Origin of the sequence: Bradyrhizobium sp. INPA03-11B, from assembly GCF_040446015.1 — a bacterium.
GTDB classification, from domain to species: domain Bacteria; phylum Pseudomonadota; class Alphaproteobacteria; order Rhizobiales; family Xanthobacteraceae; genus Bradyrhizobium; species Bradyrhizobium macuxiense_A.
In genome coordinates this window covers 14,883-29,677 of record NZ_JASGSR010000101.1, presented here as the reverse complement: position 1 = coordinate 29,677, position 14,795 = coordinate 14,883, and the positions used below count along the sequence as shown (strand labels likewise).

The 14,795-nt window shown below is 57.0% G+C and carries 12 protein-coding genes and 6 pseudogenes; 5 read left to right on the top strand and 13 right to left on the bottom strand.

The window, feature by feature from the left end:
* Positions 1–393 (bottom strand): hypothetical protein (locus QMZ05_RS31075; RefSeq protein WP_353704217.1); only part of this gene is annotated, 393 nt, incomplete at its 3' end.
* On the opposite strand from QMZ05_RS31075, the gene QMZ05_RS31070 reads away from it, so the two are divergent.
* Positions 310–528, top strand: a complete 219-nt coding sequence (locus tag QMZ05_RS31070) for a transposase (protein WP_353704215.1) — start codon at positions 310–312, stop codon at positions 526–528. The two genes, QMZ05_RS31075 and QMZ05_RS31070, sit on opposite strands and share 84 nt — an antisense overlap.
* Before the next feature lie 104 nt (positions 529–632).
* Here QMZ05_RS31070 and hisN read toward each other — a convergent pair whose 3' ends face one another.
* The 4 genes and pseudogenes from hisN to QMZ05_RS31050 all read right to left on the bottom strand — a co-directional run bounded on the left by hisN (position 633) and on the right by QMZ05_RS31050 (position 4,235).
* On the bottom strand, positions 633–1,421 hold the full coding sequence (gene hisN / locus QMZ05_RS31065; RefSeq protein WP_353704213.1) for a histidinol-phosphatase: 789 nt from the start codon (positions 1,419–1,421) through the stop codon (positions 633–635).
* A gap of 86 nt (positions 1,422–1,507) precedes the next feature.
* A pseudogene (locus tag QMZ05_RS31060) lies at positions 1,508–1,902 on the bottom strand (malate synthase G); the annotation flags it as partial.
* A gap of 283 nt (positions 1,903–2,185) precedes the next feature.
* Complete coding sequence (locus QMZ05_RS31055) at positions 2,186–3,352, bottom strand: M20 aminoacylase family protein (protein ID WP_353704212.1); 1,167 nt, start codon at positions 3,350–3,352, stop codon at positions 2,186–2,188.
* A 313-nt stretch (positions 3,353–3,665) separates the two neighbouring features.
* A pseudogene (locus QMZ05_RS31050) lies at positions 3,666–4,235 on the bottom strand (transposase).
* 1,165 nt (positions 4,236–5,400) lie between these two features.
* Here QMZ05_RS31050 and QMZ05_RS31045 point away from each other — a divergent pair.
* Both QMZ05_RS31045 and QMZ05_RS31040 read left to right on the top strand, forming a co-directional pair.
* Positions 5,401–6,282 (top strand): CmcJ/NvfI family oxidoreductase, encoded by an 882-nt coding sequence (locus tag QMZ05_RS31045; protein WP_353704211.1) that lies wholly within the window; start codon positions 5,401–5,403, stop codon positions 6,280–6,282.
* Between the two features lie 652 nt (positions 6,283–6,934).
* Positions 6,935–7,185: pseudogene (locus QMZ05_RS31040) on the top strand (transposase); the annotation flags it as partial.
* Positions 7,186–7,557: 372 nt separating this feature from the next.
* Here the strand turns inward: QMZ05_RS31040 and QMZ05_RS31035 are convergent.
* On the bottom strand, positions 7,558–7,749 hold the full coding sequence (locus QMZ05_RS31035; RefSeq protein WP_353704216.1) for a hypothetical protein: 192 nt from the start codon (positions 7,747–7,749) through the stop codon (positions 7,558–7,560).
* 66 nt (positions 7,750–7,815) lie between these two features.
* Here QMZ05_RS31035 and QMZ05_RS31030 point away from each other — a divergent pair.
* A pseudogene (locus QMZ05_RS31030) lies at positions 7,816–7,994 on the top strand (IS630 family transposase); the annotation flags it as partial.
* A 124-nt stretch (positions 7,995–8,118) separates the two neighbouring features.
* Here QMZ05_RS31030 and QMZ05_RS31025 read toward each other — a convergent pair.
* The 5 genes and pseudogenes from QMZ05_RS31025 to QMZ05_RS31005 form a co-directional block, all read right to left on the bottom strand.
* Positions 8,119–8,652, bottom strand: a complete 534-nt coding sequence (locus QMZ05_RS31025) for an IS66 family transposase zinc-finger binding domain-containing protein (RefSeq protein WP_353704210.1) — start codon at positions 8,650–8,652, stop codon at positions 8,119–8,121.
* Positions 8,653–9,281: 629 nt separating this feature from the next.
* Complete coding sequence (locus tag QMZ05_RS31020; protein WP_353704209.1) at positions 9,282–9,524, bottom strand: hypothetical protein; 243 nt, start codon at positions 9,522–9,524, stop codon at positions 9,282–9,284.
* A gap of 186 nt (positions 9,525–9,710) precedes the next feature.
* A pseudogene (locus QMZ05_RS31015) lies at positions 9,711–9,896 on the bottom strand (IS5/IS1182 family transposase); the annotation flags it as partial.
* 61 nt (positions 9,897–9,957) lie between these two features.
* Positions 9,958–11,838 (bottom strand): MBL fold metallo-hydrolase, encoded by a 1,881-nt coding sequence (locus QMZ05_RS31010; RefSeq protein WP_353704208.1) that lies wholly within the window; start codon positions 11,836–11,838, stop codon positions 9,958–9,960.
* Positions 11,839–12,034: 196 nt separating this feature from the next.
* Complete coding sequence (locus tag QMZ05_RS31005) at positions 12,035–12,898, bottom strand: transporter substrate-binding domain-containing protein (protein ID WP_353704207.1); 864 nt, start codon at positions 12,896–12,898, stop codon at positions 12,035–12,037.
* 518 nt (positions 12,899–13,416) lie between these two features.
* Here QMZ05_RS31005 and QMZ05_RS31000 point away from each other — a divergent pair.
* A pseudogene (locus QMZ05_RS31000) lies at positions 13,417–13,598 on the top strand (IS5/IS1182 family transposase); the annotation flags it as partial.
* Between the two features lie 149 nt (positions 13,599–13,747).
* On the opposite strand, the gene QMZ05_RS30995 reads toward QMZ05_RS31000, so the two are convergent.
* On the bottom strand, positions 13,748–14,035 hold the full coding sequence (locus QMZ05_RS30995; protein WP_353704206.1) for a hypothetical protein: 288 nt from the start codon (positions 14,033–14,035) through the stop codon (positions 13,748–13,750).
* A 193-nt stretch (positions 14,036–14,228) separates the two neighbouring features.
* Positions 14,229–14,351, bottom strand: coding sequence for a hypothetical protein (locus tag QMZ05_RS30990; RefSeq protein ID WP_353704205.1), 123 nt, complete (start codon positions 14,349–14,351; stop codon positions 14,229–14,231).
* Positions 14,352–14,795 lie beyond the last annotated feature (444 nt).

Genomic DNA, 14,795 nt, shown 5'->3' with positions numbered 1-14,795 from the left:
CGTCTGCATCGTGCCGGTGAGCTCACCTATGTCTGGGTACCAGACGCGCGTCATGAAGCACTGCGCGACTTGGTACGGGCGCGACACGCAGCTGGACAGGATGTCCGCCGGGATCGAATCCGCATCCAGGCGTTCATGCTCCGTTGCGATTTGCGCTTCGAAGGTAAGGCTTGGAGTCGCCGACACCGGATGTGGCTCTGCAACGGAACGTTCGCCCATCCGGCACAACAGATTGCGTTCCGGACCTACGTCAACGCGCTCGAGCATAATGAGACCCGCAAGACAGGAATCGAGCTGCAAATCCGAGAAGTGATCACGGGCTCCCGGCAGGCCAAGCAAATCGTCACCGCCACTGTACTCGCCGAGGTCGGAGACTTCTGCCGCTTCGCTCATCCGCGGCAGCTCGTTGCCTGCTTCGGTCTCGCTTCCGGCGAGCACAGCAGCGGCGGCACGGTAAGGCTACGCGGCAGGGATACGGCACAACTGCGCAGTGAATTGTCCGCGCCGGCGGAATGCTGGCCGCCGTGACCGGCTCTCGTTGCGAACGGGTCGAGACATGGATGGCGATACCAGTCAGCTTAACGATCAAGTCCGCCACGACGTCACCGATGATGCCGGACGGCGAACTGCGCTCAGCTTTTCAGCAGCTTTATTGCTTCTTCGTGAACGCGTCGATCGCCGCAGGCAATAATGGTCTCGCCGTCTCGGCAATGCCCGCCATCCCAAGAGGTGACGATACCGCCTGCTCCTTCTACCAGGGGGATCAGTGCCGCGACGTCCCAGCGCTTGAGATTGGCTTCCACGATGATGTCGACAAAGCCCAGCGCCAGCGCGGCGAAGATATAGCAGGCGCCGCTGTAGCGCGTCATGCGCGCTGCGGATCTCACGCGGGCGAAAGCAACCTGCTGATCAGCGGAGAAGTATTGGCTTGGATCGGTAGAGCAGAGGATCGCATCTTTAAGTTCGGCACATTCGCGAACTATCAGCGGTGTGCGCTTGTCGCCTTCCACCAGCACCGAGCGGCCATTGGCACCGATGAACCGTTCGCCCAGAACCGGCTGGTCGAGGATACCCAAGATAGGGACTTCATACTCCTCCAGCGCGATCAATGACCCCCATTCATGCCGCCCGGCAATGAAAGCGCGCGTACCATCAACCGGATCGAGCACCCAGCGCAGACCATTTTTACTAGGGGTTTCGCCATATTCCTCGCCCAGGATGCCGTCATCTGGACGCTCACGCGTAATAATGGCACGAATGGCGCGTTCGCCGCCCTTGTCAGCCTCGGTCACGGGATCGAAAGGCCCGCCCCCTGCTTTGTGCACCACCTCGATGCGCTGGCGGAAATAGGGACGAATCACTACGCCGCTGGCATCAGCTAGACGATTGGCGAACGAAACTATTTTGCTATCAACCGACATTTGTTTCGCCCAGACGGCAGATATTGCTCTGATGGTGAGGGGTGAGGAACAATGTGTACGAATTGTAATCGGCGACGAGCGGCGCCCGCCGCATCGAGAAAAGCCTCGGCCTTGATCACCATGTCGCCATGCTCCTCGTTGTAGCTTTGCCGAAGCTGCGGGCCGCAGATCTTGCCGATTTCCTCGTCGACATGGCGGTCTCGACCTTGTGAGCCGCGGGCTCGGGCAGCAGGTAGCCGATTTGCTTGCGGAACGCGATGTCGAACGCCTTGCCCCTGTTGGCGCAATGCCAGTCGTCGATCTTGGCCTGCAGCGCATCGCGGAGCACGAGCAGCTCGCGGTTTTTCGGTCCGAGCTCCTGGATGATGGCGGCAAGTCCTCCAGAACGCGTCCGGGGCGATCCCGATCTTGGGCGTCGCCTCGTTGGCGATGAAATCGAACAGGACAGGGGCTTCAATCCATGGGCATCGACACGAGTCATGATCGGCTTTCTCACAGAAACGGGCGTATGAGAGCTGTCATCCGACGAAAGCAGCAAGATGCAGAGCCCAGGGCCATGTTAGGCTGTAGTGGTCTCAAAGCTGGGCCTATTATAGAAGGACGAGAAAACATTTGGATCGAGCCAGCCTTCGTCTCATGACGTTGTCTCAATCCAAACGTGTGAAGAAGCGGCGCAAACTCGGGGGCGGCCAGCAAATGGTCAAGGGCTGAGACGACACGCTCGTCACAGAACTGACTTGATACCTTGACTGGCCTCCAATCCTTTAAGCCGCCAATGCCATCTCGACTAAGTTCACCCAATAGCCGATGCCGTAGGGAAGGGCGTCGTCGTTGAAGTCGTATGCGGCATTATGGACGCTCGCTGTCGGCCCATTACCAATAAAAATGAAAGCGCCCGGTCGTGCCTCGAGCATGTAGGCGAAATCCTCGGCTCCCATGGTGACTCTTAGCTTGTCATCAACCGATGAGTTTCCGACCAGACTGCGCGATGCCGCTATGGCGAGATCGGTTGGTTCTGTGCGGTTTACTGTGACCGGTACGGATCGATAGTACTTGTACTCAATGTCCGCCCCAAATCCGCGGGCAATACCTTGGGCAGATGCAAGGATCTGTCGTTCAGCGAAATCGCGAAGGCCCGGCATGAGGGTCCGCACAGTGCCGGACATCTCGACCTGATCGGAAATGACATTGTAGGCTTGGGATCCATTCAGTTTGGTGACAGAGATTACGAGCGAGTCGACCGGATTCGTGCTGCGTGAGACCAAAGTTTGCAGACCAAGGATGATCTGTGCTGCAATTACAACGGGATCGATCGTATCTTGGGGTCTGGCCGCATGACCACCCCTCCCTTTCACGATAAGGTCGAAGTCGTCCTGTGATGCCATTATCGCGCCGTGACAAATGCCGAACCTGCCTATCTCCATGCCGGGCCTGTTATGCATCCCAAACACTTGAGAGATACCGAAGCGGTCCATAATCCCTTCCTGGACCATCCTTTGAGCGCCTGATGGCGTCACTTCCTCCGACGGCTGAAAGATCAAGGCGACGGTACCCTTGAAGTTGCGCGTTTCCGCAAGGTATTTCGCCGCGCCCAGCAGCATCGCTGTATGACCATCATGCCCGCATGCGTGCATGTTGCCAGGTGTTTTCGATGACCAGGGTTTGTTCGACGCTTCAAGGATTGGCAAGGCGTCCATGTCTGCCCTCAATCCAATAGTAGGACCATGGCCGCCCTTCCCCTGAATCAGGGCCACGATACCGGTTTCGGCTATTCCAGTTTCAATGTGATTGATAGCGAAGGAAGCAAGCTTCTCGGTAACGAACCGCGCTGTGTTGCTCAGCCGATAGTCCAACTCGGGATTCTCGTGGAGGTAACGGCGCCACTTGGTCGCCTCGCGCTGCAAGTCCCGGAAAGTTTCAACGCTGCGCAAGTCCAAGCTCCCGCTTTTGCAGGTCTGCATGCTAGAACGTCACTCCTTTGCTCCCAAGTATCTCCGGCTGCGCCGCAAGGTCTTGATCCGGCCCAACGGTGAACCGACACCCAGTTAAGCAGCACAAGCATTTGATCGCCCGGCCTGAGAGAATGCCGAGGTCTCATAGCCCATTCTGCGAGTAACATTAAACGCACGCTTGCGCTCGTGTCGTGCGCTTTTGCGACAAATTCGCAGAATTTCTGCGTCAGTTATGGATTAGCTACAGGAAACTCGCAAGGCGCGTACGGTTGATACATCCTCCTTAGCCGCACTAGGGCATGGGGGTCACTAACCGCATCCATAAGACGATGGCTGCGAGAGTGACCACGGCCAGGTAGTTTCGCGCGGTCTTTTCGAAGCGGGTTGCGACGCGTCGGAATTTCTTGAGCTTTGAAAAGCAGCATTCGACGAGTTGGCGTTAGGCATAGAGAAGATCGTCGAGCGGATGCTTGAGCGCTCGTGAGGCAATCCCTCGATTAATTCGGCGGCTTGCGGTGCGTCGCCCTTCTGACCTGCGATCAACGTGAACCGTACGCACATAGCCGCGAACGGCCATATGTATCCTGGTGCTCAAGCCGCCGCGCGAACGGCCAATAGCCTGATCTTCAGCCCCCTTTTTTGGCCCCGGCAGCATGCTGATGGGCTCGAAATGGTGGAATCGACGATCAGATATTCGAAGTCCGAATCGACGGACATCGCCCCCAAGATCCGCCACCAGACGCCTCCGGAAGATCACGCCAAGGAGAGCCCGTACGAACGATCCATAGCACACCTTCGACGAACATCCGATTGTCGCCCGGTCGCGCCCTCGATAAGGTCGACCTATGATCAGGGGCGCCATCCGCTCCTAAGCCGCATCGCTCAACACCAGCCGAACCATCACACCCGAGGCCGCCTCCCAAAAGGAGCCTTGAATCTGATTTGCTCTTAAAAGGGAATCCCTAGAGTCCACACCACTTAAGACCTAAGACGCACGTTGAGCGGCGCGGCTGGCCGGTGCGCATGGTGAAAAAGAAGCACCATGCTTAACGGCGGAAGCCTGCACGCGGGCCAGATGGTCGCCCAGCACCGGGCATTGCCGAACTCGAACGCAGCCCCACAGCCATTTCTCTCAGCGTCAGCAATTGCGCACCGATTGATGACGGCGCCGTGAACTGCGCGATAGTCCGGGCTGGCCCGCGACTACTAGTAGCCACGACCTCCTGGCTCCGCGAACCGGCCCAACGACTTGTGGCACGAATGCCTAAATCCGCAACGGGCGAAGGACAATCTGCCGAGCCGTCCAAGGTAGCTCGTTGGAAAAACTCAGATGCCCGATTTGGAAATTGCAAGTTCAACTCCTCTTCCGATCCAGACCAGCGCCCGTGGGTTACTCCAATTTTGCCTATCGCAGAGGAGCTATTCCCGTTCCCAACGCTCTATCCAATCGCCGGACAGCTCGGTGAGATAAGACCTGTCCGGCGTGTTGGCGTACTCAATTGGGCAGACTTCATCGTTCGCCTCCAAAATTCGTCCGCCGCACCTCCGTGACGCCGCCGCCGGCTCCGGCCGCCTTGCTTTCAAGAATGTCAAAATCATCGCTCATGTACTTTCCCACGTTTCGGTCTGTCCGGATTGTGGCGTGATGCCGACGCAACCCGGCTTACACTCGTCCTGTCGATGCATTCGAGCCGTAGGCGTAAAAGGAATCGAATGAGTTTTGTCAGCGCTCCGTTCTTGCGATCGAAGCCTGTGCCACCCGCCGCCTGAATGCTGCCGAAAGCTTCTGTTTGGCTACTTCCGGCTAGTTTGGCATTGTCGAGAAGGTCATGGACTTGAGTTAAACGGCGGGATTGCGATTAATCCAGATGATTAATGAGCGACTATGTAAAGCGAGAGTGATCTTGCGCGTCCTACCAGCCTTAGCAGGAAGACACCCTTCCCTTTTGCTGTATTCTTAAGGCTCGATGTTTGCGACTAAAGCGCCAAACGCTTTTTTCAGCATCCTGCTAAGGAGATAAGCAGACATGGGAAATGCAAAACAAGGCTCACCGACAGCACAAGTAAACCGAGATCACTTGGAGTGCGTGCAAGGTCAAATTAACTTTGCTCGACGCTCATCGGACGAAAACGCTCCCGAAGTTGATTTGTCCAGACTACTTCCGAACATGATGCTTGGTCAAGTACACGACCTGCCGCCCATGCTCAGCTACGACGTCACTGTACGCAACGCGCGTCCGATCGTGAACGAATTATCCTTAGACCGGGAAGGCTTCACGCTAATTCAACACAAAATATCCCGTCCAAATGAGCGTGATCCAGAGACTATATACGACAGGTATCTGGAAGAGATGGTTCCGTTCATCAAAAGCTACTTCAATGCCTCGTGGGTCGTACCTCGCCGACTAGGCATCATTTTTCGTTCTGCCGACGGCAGCTCCATTCCTGCAATAAAAATGAAGCAGCCGATTGTCTACGCTCATGTTGATTATCCGCCGATCATGGGCCCTATCATTGCCGCAATGGAGAACCAATCGCGGGGCATTCCGATTCAATCGTATTCTCGATTGATGATTATTCAATCCTGGCATGTTCTCTCGCCACCTCCACAGGATTTCCCCTTAGCGATCTGCGATGGCACCTCCGTTCACGATACCGATATTCACGTTTTTGACAATACGGTCGCCGGCACCAATCTTAAGCTTGGCGCCGTGCACTTCAATCCGGCCCAGCGTTGGTACTACTTTCCGGAAATGACCGCGGACGAGCTCATGCTATTTAAGGGTTATGATTCCGAGGTGCATTGCAATCCGAATATGGCTCACTCTGCGTTCGACAATCGTCGCGCGTATCCAAATGCAAAGCCTCGTGAGAGTCTCGAAGTTCGCTTCCTCGTGTACTATGCCTGAGCGGCCGACACGGCGTCTATCGCTTCGCTCGGAGCTAGTTATCAAAAGACGAGCAATAACGATTCGGTGCCATGGATCCACGCGGAGATAGAGCCAGCGTCATGATGGCTCCATATCAGCACTAGACATTTTGCTACAATGCAACAGCGCATACTCAGCGAAATACGGTAAGGACCAGTGTCAAATGCGCGGGGCTGCACGCGCCGGGTGTGCTTGCAGCAACTCAAAAATAGCTTCGAGGGACAGTAGCACGTGCTGCTGTCCCAAACCAAATGTTTTCCTGCCTGGGATTGCGATTCTAGAAGGGGTGCGCATGGCTTGGCGCCTTTAGCAAAGGAGACACTGCGCCACGATCCGATAAAGGTTTAGCGGTGGTCTTCCGTGGGAAGCGCGGCGACCGGGTGAAGATTGCCTTCTGATATGGCAGCGGCCTAGTGATGTATTGGAAACGGCTCGAGACGCGGCTTCAAATGGCCGTCCATTATTGACCGCGTCATGCGGATGAACGCGGCACAGCTTGCTGCGCTTTTGGTTGGCATGGATTGGACACGCATGCACGCGCCCCCGAACCTCGCATCCGAAAGTGCTAAGCATAAGAGCATAAAATCCTGCTTCTTGCTGCATCGTGACGCGAAGCGCGGCAAACGGCTCGATGAGTGATTTGCCCGATGAGCTGCCAAGCGATCCAGCTGAGCTGCGCGCCGCCGCCTGCCAGATCGGTGTGCCAGGCTCAAGCGATTGCTTAAACTTGCGAATGATGCGCGCTTCGGCCGCTCTTCAGAAAAGCTCGACGCGGATCAGCCGCAACTGGTTTTGGAGGACATCGATGAGGCCGTCGTAGCTCTCGAAGCGGTGGAGGATCGTATCAATCCCCAAAAGTGCGAAAGGAGAATTGCTGAGCGCAATCTTGACTGGGCTGCCATGTTGCGGCCCGCGAAGGTTAAAGCTTGGGTTCGTGAATGAGATCGCGCCGCAGGGCCACGCCCTAGCCGCGGCGGAACACTGGGCAGAGACGATCTGCAATAACTCGCCGATGTCGATCCGGGCGTCGAAATAAGTCGTCCAGCACGGCCTCTTCCTCTCGCTTGAGCAAGCGATAGTCGCGCAACCCGAATATCTTGCGGTGAAGGCTTTGATGGCACGATTATATCAAGGGGCCCAAGGCCTTTTGCGGAGAAGCGGGCGCCGACGCGGCTGGGGCGTTAACAGCGACCGCTTGTACTTATCGCGCTCAATTCGCTAGAATCGTGGAATCTTTTAGTTAAGCGCCTAACATCAAACACCGCGATGACGATATTGGCGCAATCCGACGATAAAGGCGCGATCCAACGTGATTGCGATCTTGCTGCTGGCGATCGCTGCCGACGTCGGCACCTGCCCGCTTACGCTCAAGCCTGCGATAACTTCTTGCCTGTTGTCGCTCGCGGTGTTCATCCCAGCGAGCGGATGGATCGCAGGCTGCAACATCGGCGGCTCTTTGGCGAGCGAGAACTGAACTGGCGAGCCGGGTGTCTCGGGCGCAGATGCTACAACCACGGCTCGTGGCTCAACCTCATCGAGGGCTCTTCTCAGAGTTCGCTCGTTCGGTCCTGCGCCACATCCGGGTTACCTCAAAACTTGAGTTCAAGGAGCGCATCATGGCCGGTATCGACAACGTCAATCGCCACCTCGTCATCCATACGTCATGCTATAAACTCGCGGAAGTCGGCTGATATGATTCGAACCAAGAAAACGCTCGACTAGTTCGTGCTCGCTGGAGATTGACAAAGCAAACAGCGCTACAAGAGTATCATGCGACGGCAATAGCAGACTGAGTCGGGGCCATGCCGCTCTCAGTCAGACGCGGGAGAACTTCGCCTGGACCACACCATCGGTGCAGCTGCGGCAGGCGTACTTGGGACGGACCGTCCGCAGCACCTGCAGCATCGCTGGGATCACGTCCAGCACCTCACTGACGTCGTCGCCAATCTTGTGAAGTTGGCCCTGGCAGCACGGGCACGCGATCGCCTCCGGCTCCAGCACCTGCTCACAACGAGGCAGGTGCTTGGGCAGCGCACCGATGTCGCGGCGCGCTCTCTTGCGTGGCCTGTCGACCGACTTCGCCGCAGCTGCATCGTCGTTGGCAGCTGCAGGCGGTGTGACACCGGTCTCGAGATCATCCAGCTCGAGCGCAAGTTGCTCGTCCACGAGCACCGCAAGCCTCCCCGGACGCTTCCCGAAGATCATCTCCCTGAGTATCTGCATCGCGACGAGCAGCTTCTCGTTCTCGGCGTCGAGCGCGAGAGCACCATCTCGGTCAGAGCCATCGGATCGGTCGGGAGAGCGTCGGGACGAATCGTCATGGTCAGACCATACATGCGTGCCCTGCATGCTCCAGCGAAAATCCTCTCCTCTCACCCAACAACGGCCGGCTGCTTCACATAGTCAATTTTCAGGGCGAGATAAGATTGAAATTGCAAGCTCTTGGGGTTAGAGGCCTCAGAAGCTTGCAGTTTCATTTCCGGATTCCGCCGAATTGCGTGTCGTGATTCCGTCGTCACTACGGAGGACAGGAACGTACGCGAGGCTGGCGAGATCGATCTTCTGCGCTCACGGCTGGATTGATATTCGAGATGGGTCACGCGCTGGTGAAACGGGCGCAGACGATCAGCTGGTCATTTCTGATCAGCCGTTCGGCGCGGTCTCTGCGGAGGAACACGGTCGGACGCCATTGCTGAAGCGCCTAATAGAACTGACGATCATCAAGCACACTTACGACCTCTCCGAAGAGGCACTGTGCGAGCCCCAATTCTTCTGCGGCGAGGAGCTCTGATTAAAGCACCCTCGCAGCAAAGCCCACGCGAGCAGTTCAAACGCGCCAGCCGGGCATTGAAGAAGTTCAGAGCCTATCTCGGCTGGATCATCCGCGACATAGGCCGCAAAGTCTGACAACGCCGACTTACTCAGTGGGGGCGTGCTGGCAGGGGGTAGCATCCGGTGTAGGTACCAACTTGATCGAATTAGTCTGGTTGCCAGCGTTTGAGCCATCCCGGATTTCTTTGTACATCCGGATGAGCTCGATAGGTTTTCGATACCGAAGTCGGTGTGAACGCCTGGACGCAGTCTCCTCCAATACCATCGACCCAGATGACGCCGTCCTCGATCTGCATTTCGTTGCCGACGTCCCGAAGCCGGTCTTCGTCTTCGGCGAGATCCTCTGCGACGCGGGTGATGATGGTGACGTGATGAACCTTGTCGAGCATGATCAGGCGGCTTGAGCAGGGAGCGCTGCAAACAGAGGCGTCCAATTCGAGGGCCGCATTTCGTCCAGCCAATGAACCAGGTGAACGGTGATGCCACCTGGAGCCGCTGCACCAGATCGGTAGTGCGTGCGAAGAGCACGCGCCAACCATCCTCGACTAGAGCCAAGCCGATCGCTGCGCCAGCGAAATCGACGGTCGCCCAATCGGCGAATAGAGCGCGGCAAACTCACGCTTCAGCGCCGACAGCGCCTCGTTCAAAATCGTCCGGATCGCTCGCAGCGGATGACCATCCCGCACTCGTTCCTCGAGGTCAACGTAGCTGACAAACTCGCCCGTTCGGTGGTCCCCGCCGCGTACGCACCATCTCCGAATCTCGTCGGAGCCAATGAGTCATGGTCCCAGGTCGGCGGCGAGCGCCTTTTTCAACAACCTGCTAGGTTTGTCGAACTCGGGACATCGAAACTAGGGCTTCACAGATAGGTCCCTGCGATATGCCGTCGATCAGAATCTCTGCAGTCATGAGCCTTCGCTGCGGATCGAATTGAGACGGCGCAATGGCCCGAAGCACTATCTCGCCCAGATCCCCCGCCTTAAGCGTGACGCTTCCCGCCTCTCCACGCGACGCCCAACCGAACGCCGGCAGGAGACGAGCGCTGTAGACAGCCGCGCGCTGCAAGTTATTGCGTATCTTGACCGTGTATCTGACCTCGCTGTTCGGGCAAGCTTGTGAAAGATATGGCAGCATTCGCGCCCAGAATAGATCGATGAAATGGTCTGCAGGCTCATCTACGATGTCGCGGAAGGCCGCGTCCTTACGTTCGATGTAGCTCGTGTACTCGGCGATCCTCGACTGATCCATGGGAATCAGCTCTCCGTGGCCAGGACATACGAGATCGGGCTTTGTTCTCTGAATCACATTCGCGCAGTAACGATGCATGTCTAACTGAAAGCTATTGCGCATGACTGTAGACTGGATGAGGATCTCACGCTCAATCCCTCCGGCTTGAGGGTTGAAGAGAAACAGATTGTCTCCTCCAAAGACGACCCGCTTGCCGTCGATCTTACCGAAAATGATCGCGTGGAACTCTGTTTGACCTGGGGCATAATAAACCTCGAAGTCGAATCCTCTCCAGCAAAATGCCTCACCATCGCGCAGGGTCCGTTGCACTTCGATCGGTTTGTGGAAGCAGCATGGCGTGCTGGCCCAGGCAGCAGGATTGGCAATGATCTCGGCAACGCAATCGAGCGCCCAGCACTGCGTGCCGAAATGGCGTTGGAGGAATGGTATTCCCGCAATATGGTCATCATGAATGTGCGTGGGAACGACGAGATCGATGTTCTGCACCCCGTAATCGTCACGCAGTTGATCGATGTGATGTTCTATGAAACGGAGAGCCTGTATGCCGGCGTGATCGCTGCTGTAATGGACATGCCCAGGAGACGCTAATCCGTAGTCAATCAGCATCGCGTGGCCGCTTCCACTCAGAACAACGTAGAAATTAGAGCAGGTGTATGGTCCGGCCCACAGCAGATGTTCCGTAATCGGTTGCAGTCTGCTCTCGCGAATAGTCTGCGAATCGCTAAAACCGCTCCGGCCCGATGTAAAGAGCCTGCCTATGCTTGCGAGTGTCGCGAGCCTGGATTCAAGTTTTTCAATGTCCGCCTTCAAGTCACTGATCGGCGCCCCATGCGATGGGTAGGCCGTTTCGGCGCCCTCCTTTTTCAGGGCGAGAATGGATTGCATTGTAAATTCAACCCCAAGAAGATCGCCGTAGCTATACTCCATTGCATGTAGTTGATAAAGTTTTCCACCGCGTGTCATCAGATCGCCTGTAAAGGCGACCTTCTTGCCATCCACTTCTGCGATCAGGCAGATCATCCCATATGTATGGCCTTTGGCGGGCAGGATGCGGAACTCGTACTCCTTCCAGACAAACGTGCCGTAGTCTTCAAGAACTGTCTCGACGGGAAGATTTGCCCCTAGCGAGAAAAACGTGTTGCTATCGTTGTAGTTGTCATAGATGCCCCGAGCCTGCCAGTGAGCCTCGACATCGTCGAACAGGTGACGCTCGTATTCCGGCACAGCAACTCTTGCACCGGCCTTCCGAATAATTTGCGTTCCCCAGCACTGATCCCGGTGGTGGTGCGTATGCAGAACCCACGCGACTCGCTCAATACCGATCGTGGGAAGATGCTGTATTATTGCACCAGATCCTGTGTCGATCAGCAGGCACTCTTCGCCACTCTTCAGGACGTAAACATTACAAGTATCCCGAAATTCCCAAAGGTTTTCGGAACGCTCGATCAAACCCATTCCATATCCCATCCGCGACTGTGCTTAATTTGCTCGGACCACTCCGTGCGGCCGCCGCCTTCCGAAGCGTTGGCCCTGGGCGGTTCGCAGCCGATTCATTTTGAAGCGCTCGGGCGTTGACTAAATTCACTCCGAGATGCAACCGAGAAATCGGTCGGCTTTCCAGACGGCCTATTCCGTCGGCTAAATGTGCTGTTCAGGGCTGACCGTTGATCAGAGCTCTCTTGATTGCTGTGTCGTGCGGCAGGTTCCACCTGCGCGACAACTTCTGATAGGTACCGTCGGCGATGACTGCGGCCAACGCCTTCTTAAGCGCCTCTCCGAACTCCGGGTCATCCTTCGAAAAACCTATCGCCTGATTTTCGCCTTGCTCGAGAAGGAGCGCCTCCTCATTGGCTCCTTGATCGCTAGCGAAGAGATTGCCAATAATCGCATAGGGGCTGCTCTCAAGCGCGTTCTGGTATTCCAGAGCAGATCCTCCTTGTACGGCGGCGTCTGCACGTCCTTGGTTTAGCTGAAGCCTCGAATCGGGCGTGCTAACGGTGCCCAGCACGGCTACTGCGGGCTTGCCGGCCTTGGTGCAATTCGCGTCACTCCATTTCACAATCAAGTCTGGCCACGCTGTAACGCGTGATGCCGCTACGCGTTTCCCACACAGCGCTTCCATATTCGGGAAACTCGCAGCGTTAGCGCGTAACGTAAAGAAAACCGAACGATCCCATACATAATCGACGAAGTTCACACTTTTACGCCGCTCAGGGCGATCGGCGATTCCGATCACAACCTCAGCACGCTTCGTCAAAATCGAAGAGAGTAGCTGGTCGAAGCTTGATTCAATCCAGTTGACTTTCGCACCCATCTTCGTTGCCATCGCGTCGAAGAGGTCGATGTTGAACCCCGTCAGCTTGTTCGTCGCTGGATCTTTGAACCCGAATGGCGAATAATACGTCGTAGTCGCAGCATTGATAACGGTTTTTGCGCCCTCTGCATACGCAGATGCCGCAGCGATGCCGAAGGCAAGCGCGCTTATCGCAAGACGAAATCCGATTTTTGAAGGCATTCCGATGTCCCCTACATTTTTCTAAGCAGCACTCGGTTGGCTGCTTCGCGTGCGAACCCAGGTTCGTGCGCGACGGAGAATACTTCACCACCAATTCCGAACAGAGCGCGGAAAAATCGCTCTTCGAATAACAACGTAGCGGATGGGCAGGCACGCCTCCAAACTCCACCCTAACCTGGCCAGCGTTTGTCTTGAGCCAGTCCTTTAGCCATGAGGACAGAACGATAAGTAGATATCGCCGCCTAGAGGCCCCGAAAAGACCTGATGAACAGCAGAAACTCTGCATAATAAATCGATCTCTGTACTATTTTCTGCAATGATCAGCGGCGAGGGGTAACCCTCGCTTGTTGATTGGAGTTGGACAACTTTGCGCACACGCGTCTCACGAAGTGGTACCAGCGGCCTTGATGATTGCCTGTTGCGCGCCCAGCCATGTCCTTCCACCACCTACATCCCTTTGCCGAAGTAGAACACCAGTGGCGCAGCTCTGCGATTGAGGGCGAATGGCCCGGCGCGGCGGCTATGCCGTTAGCCAGCGCATCCGCGAGTGCATCGAGAGGCATTCGGCTGGATCAAGGCAGTTGCCGGGCAAGAGAAGCCCCGCTTCCGTGGCCGTAATCGCGTCGGATGGACTTTTACCTTCGCTGCCGGCGCCGACAATCTGGTGCGGCTGCCCAAGCTGATAGCGGAGGCCGGCTAATGGCCAGAGTGCCCGGCTTCTCCAAGGCCTTTGGCGGTCGTTGGCGTATCGTCGAGATGGACGTCTAGGACAACGACTTCCTCCACCTGATCGAGGAGGCGCATCTCACCTCCAGGGCAAGTTCGATGGCGAAATCGCCTTTGGGGCTCTCAATGGCTTCCTGAACGCGCCCCTCGTCTTATGAGTCGCCGGTGTGTGGCACGCGGATCTTCGGCCTTCACCATCATGCCGAGCGTCTTTGCAAGCGACTGCGTCCGGGTTGATGATTGCCCTGGCTGGGGAGCGGTGCTCTTGCCGGCACGTTGCTGGCCGCGCGCATCTCCGGCACGACGATCGATGCGATTGCCGAGCTCCTCCTGGATCGCGCGGATCTCGGCCAACAGCGCGACCGGATCGAGCGTACGATACTGCTCGCGCAGCCGCTTCTTCACGGCCACGGCCGCCTTCGAATGCGCCAGCGCCCGCTCATGGCAGTGTCGACGAAGGATGATAGCGCTTGACCACTTTCGCTCGTTCGCGGCGCCTCTCCTTCAGCTTCGACGCCTGGAAGAAGCTGACGTAAAGCCGTGCCGCCGCATAGAGGCGAGCCACACGCGTGCCGTTTCGACCCATCGAAGCGGCCGTAGCCCATCAGGCGCGCCGCACGGTCGCACCGTTCTTCTGCTCAACGAACGCCTGGTCGTTCTTGTAGGCACGCGAGCGCGTCAGCTCGAGCTTCAGTTCACGACACCAAGGGACGACGACATCGTTCATGAAGGCGCTGTCGTTGTCGAAGTCCACGCCGCGCAAGAGCCGGGAAACAGACTTTGTGCGCGGTTGATCGCCTCGACGACGAGCGAACCATCGCGCGACACTCGGTCCAGCCCGTAGCGACATCGACCATTGTCTGCGTCTGGATGAACGAGCCCGCTACCGATGTGCCGCCATGTGCGACCATGTCGACTTGGCAGCGCCCGGCGGCGGGCCTTTCCAATCGTTGAACGTGCGGATCGGAACTTCGCGCCGGATTGCCGAGCAGAAACCCGCACGTCGTCGCTTGCCCGCGCTCGCCGCGACCTTTACATCGCCGAGCAGGCGGTCGATAGTTGCCGCCTGATGGCGAGAACACAATCAGAAGCCGCCTCGTTAAGCTTCAATCGCCCGTGTCGCTCAAGCGCCGGCAGCAAGGTGGGGATCATAACCTTGAGCCGCTTGCCG

Coding starts and splice junctions, on each gene's coding strand:
- QMZ05_RS30990 (WP_353704205.1), bottom strand. CDS start 14,351: ATGAACGATGTCGTCGTCCCTTGGTGTCGTGAACTGAAGCTCGAGCTG.
- QMZ05_RS31005 (WP_353704207.1), bottom strand. CDS start 12,898: ATGCCTTCAAAAATCGGATTTCGTCTTGCGATAAGCGCGCTTGCCTTC.
- hisN (WP_353704213.1), bottom strand. CDS start 1,421: ATGTCGGTTGATAGCAAAATAGTTTCGTTCGCCAATCGTCTAGCTGAT.
- QMZ05_RS31020 (WP_353704209.1), bottom strand. CDS start 9,524: ATGCTCGACAAGGTTCATCACGTCACCATCATCACCCGCGTCGCAGAG.
- QMZ05_RS31010 (WP_353704208.1), bottom strand. CDS start 11,838: ATGGGTTTGATCGAGCGTTCCGAAAACCTTTGGGAATTTCGGGATACT.
- QMZ05_RS31035 (WP_353704216.1), bottom strand. CDS start 7,749: ATGTTGCAGCCTGCGATCCATCCGCTCGCTGGGATGAACACCGCGAGC.
- QMZ05_RS31025 (WP_353704210.1), bottom strand. CDS start 8,652: ATGCAGGGCACGCATGTATGGTCTGACCATGACGATTCGTCCCGACGC.
- QMZ05_RS31045 (WP_353704211.1), top strand. CDS start 5,401: ATGGGAAATGCAAAACAAGGCTCACCGACAGCACAAGTAAACCGAGAT.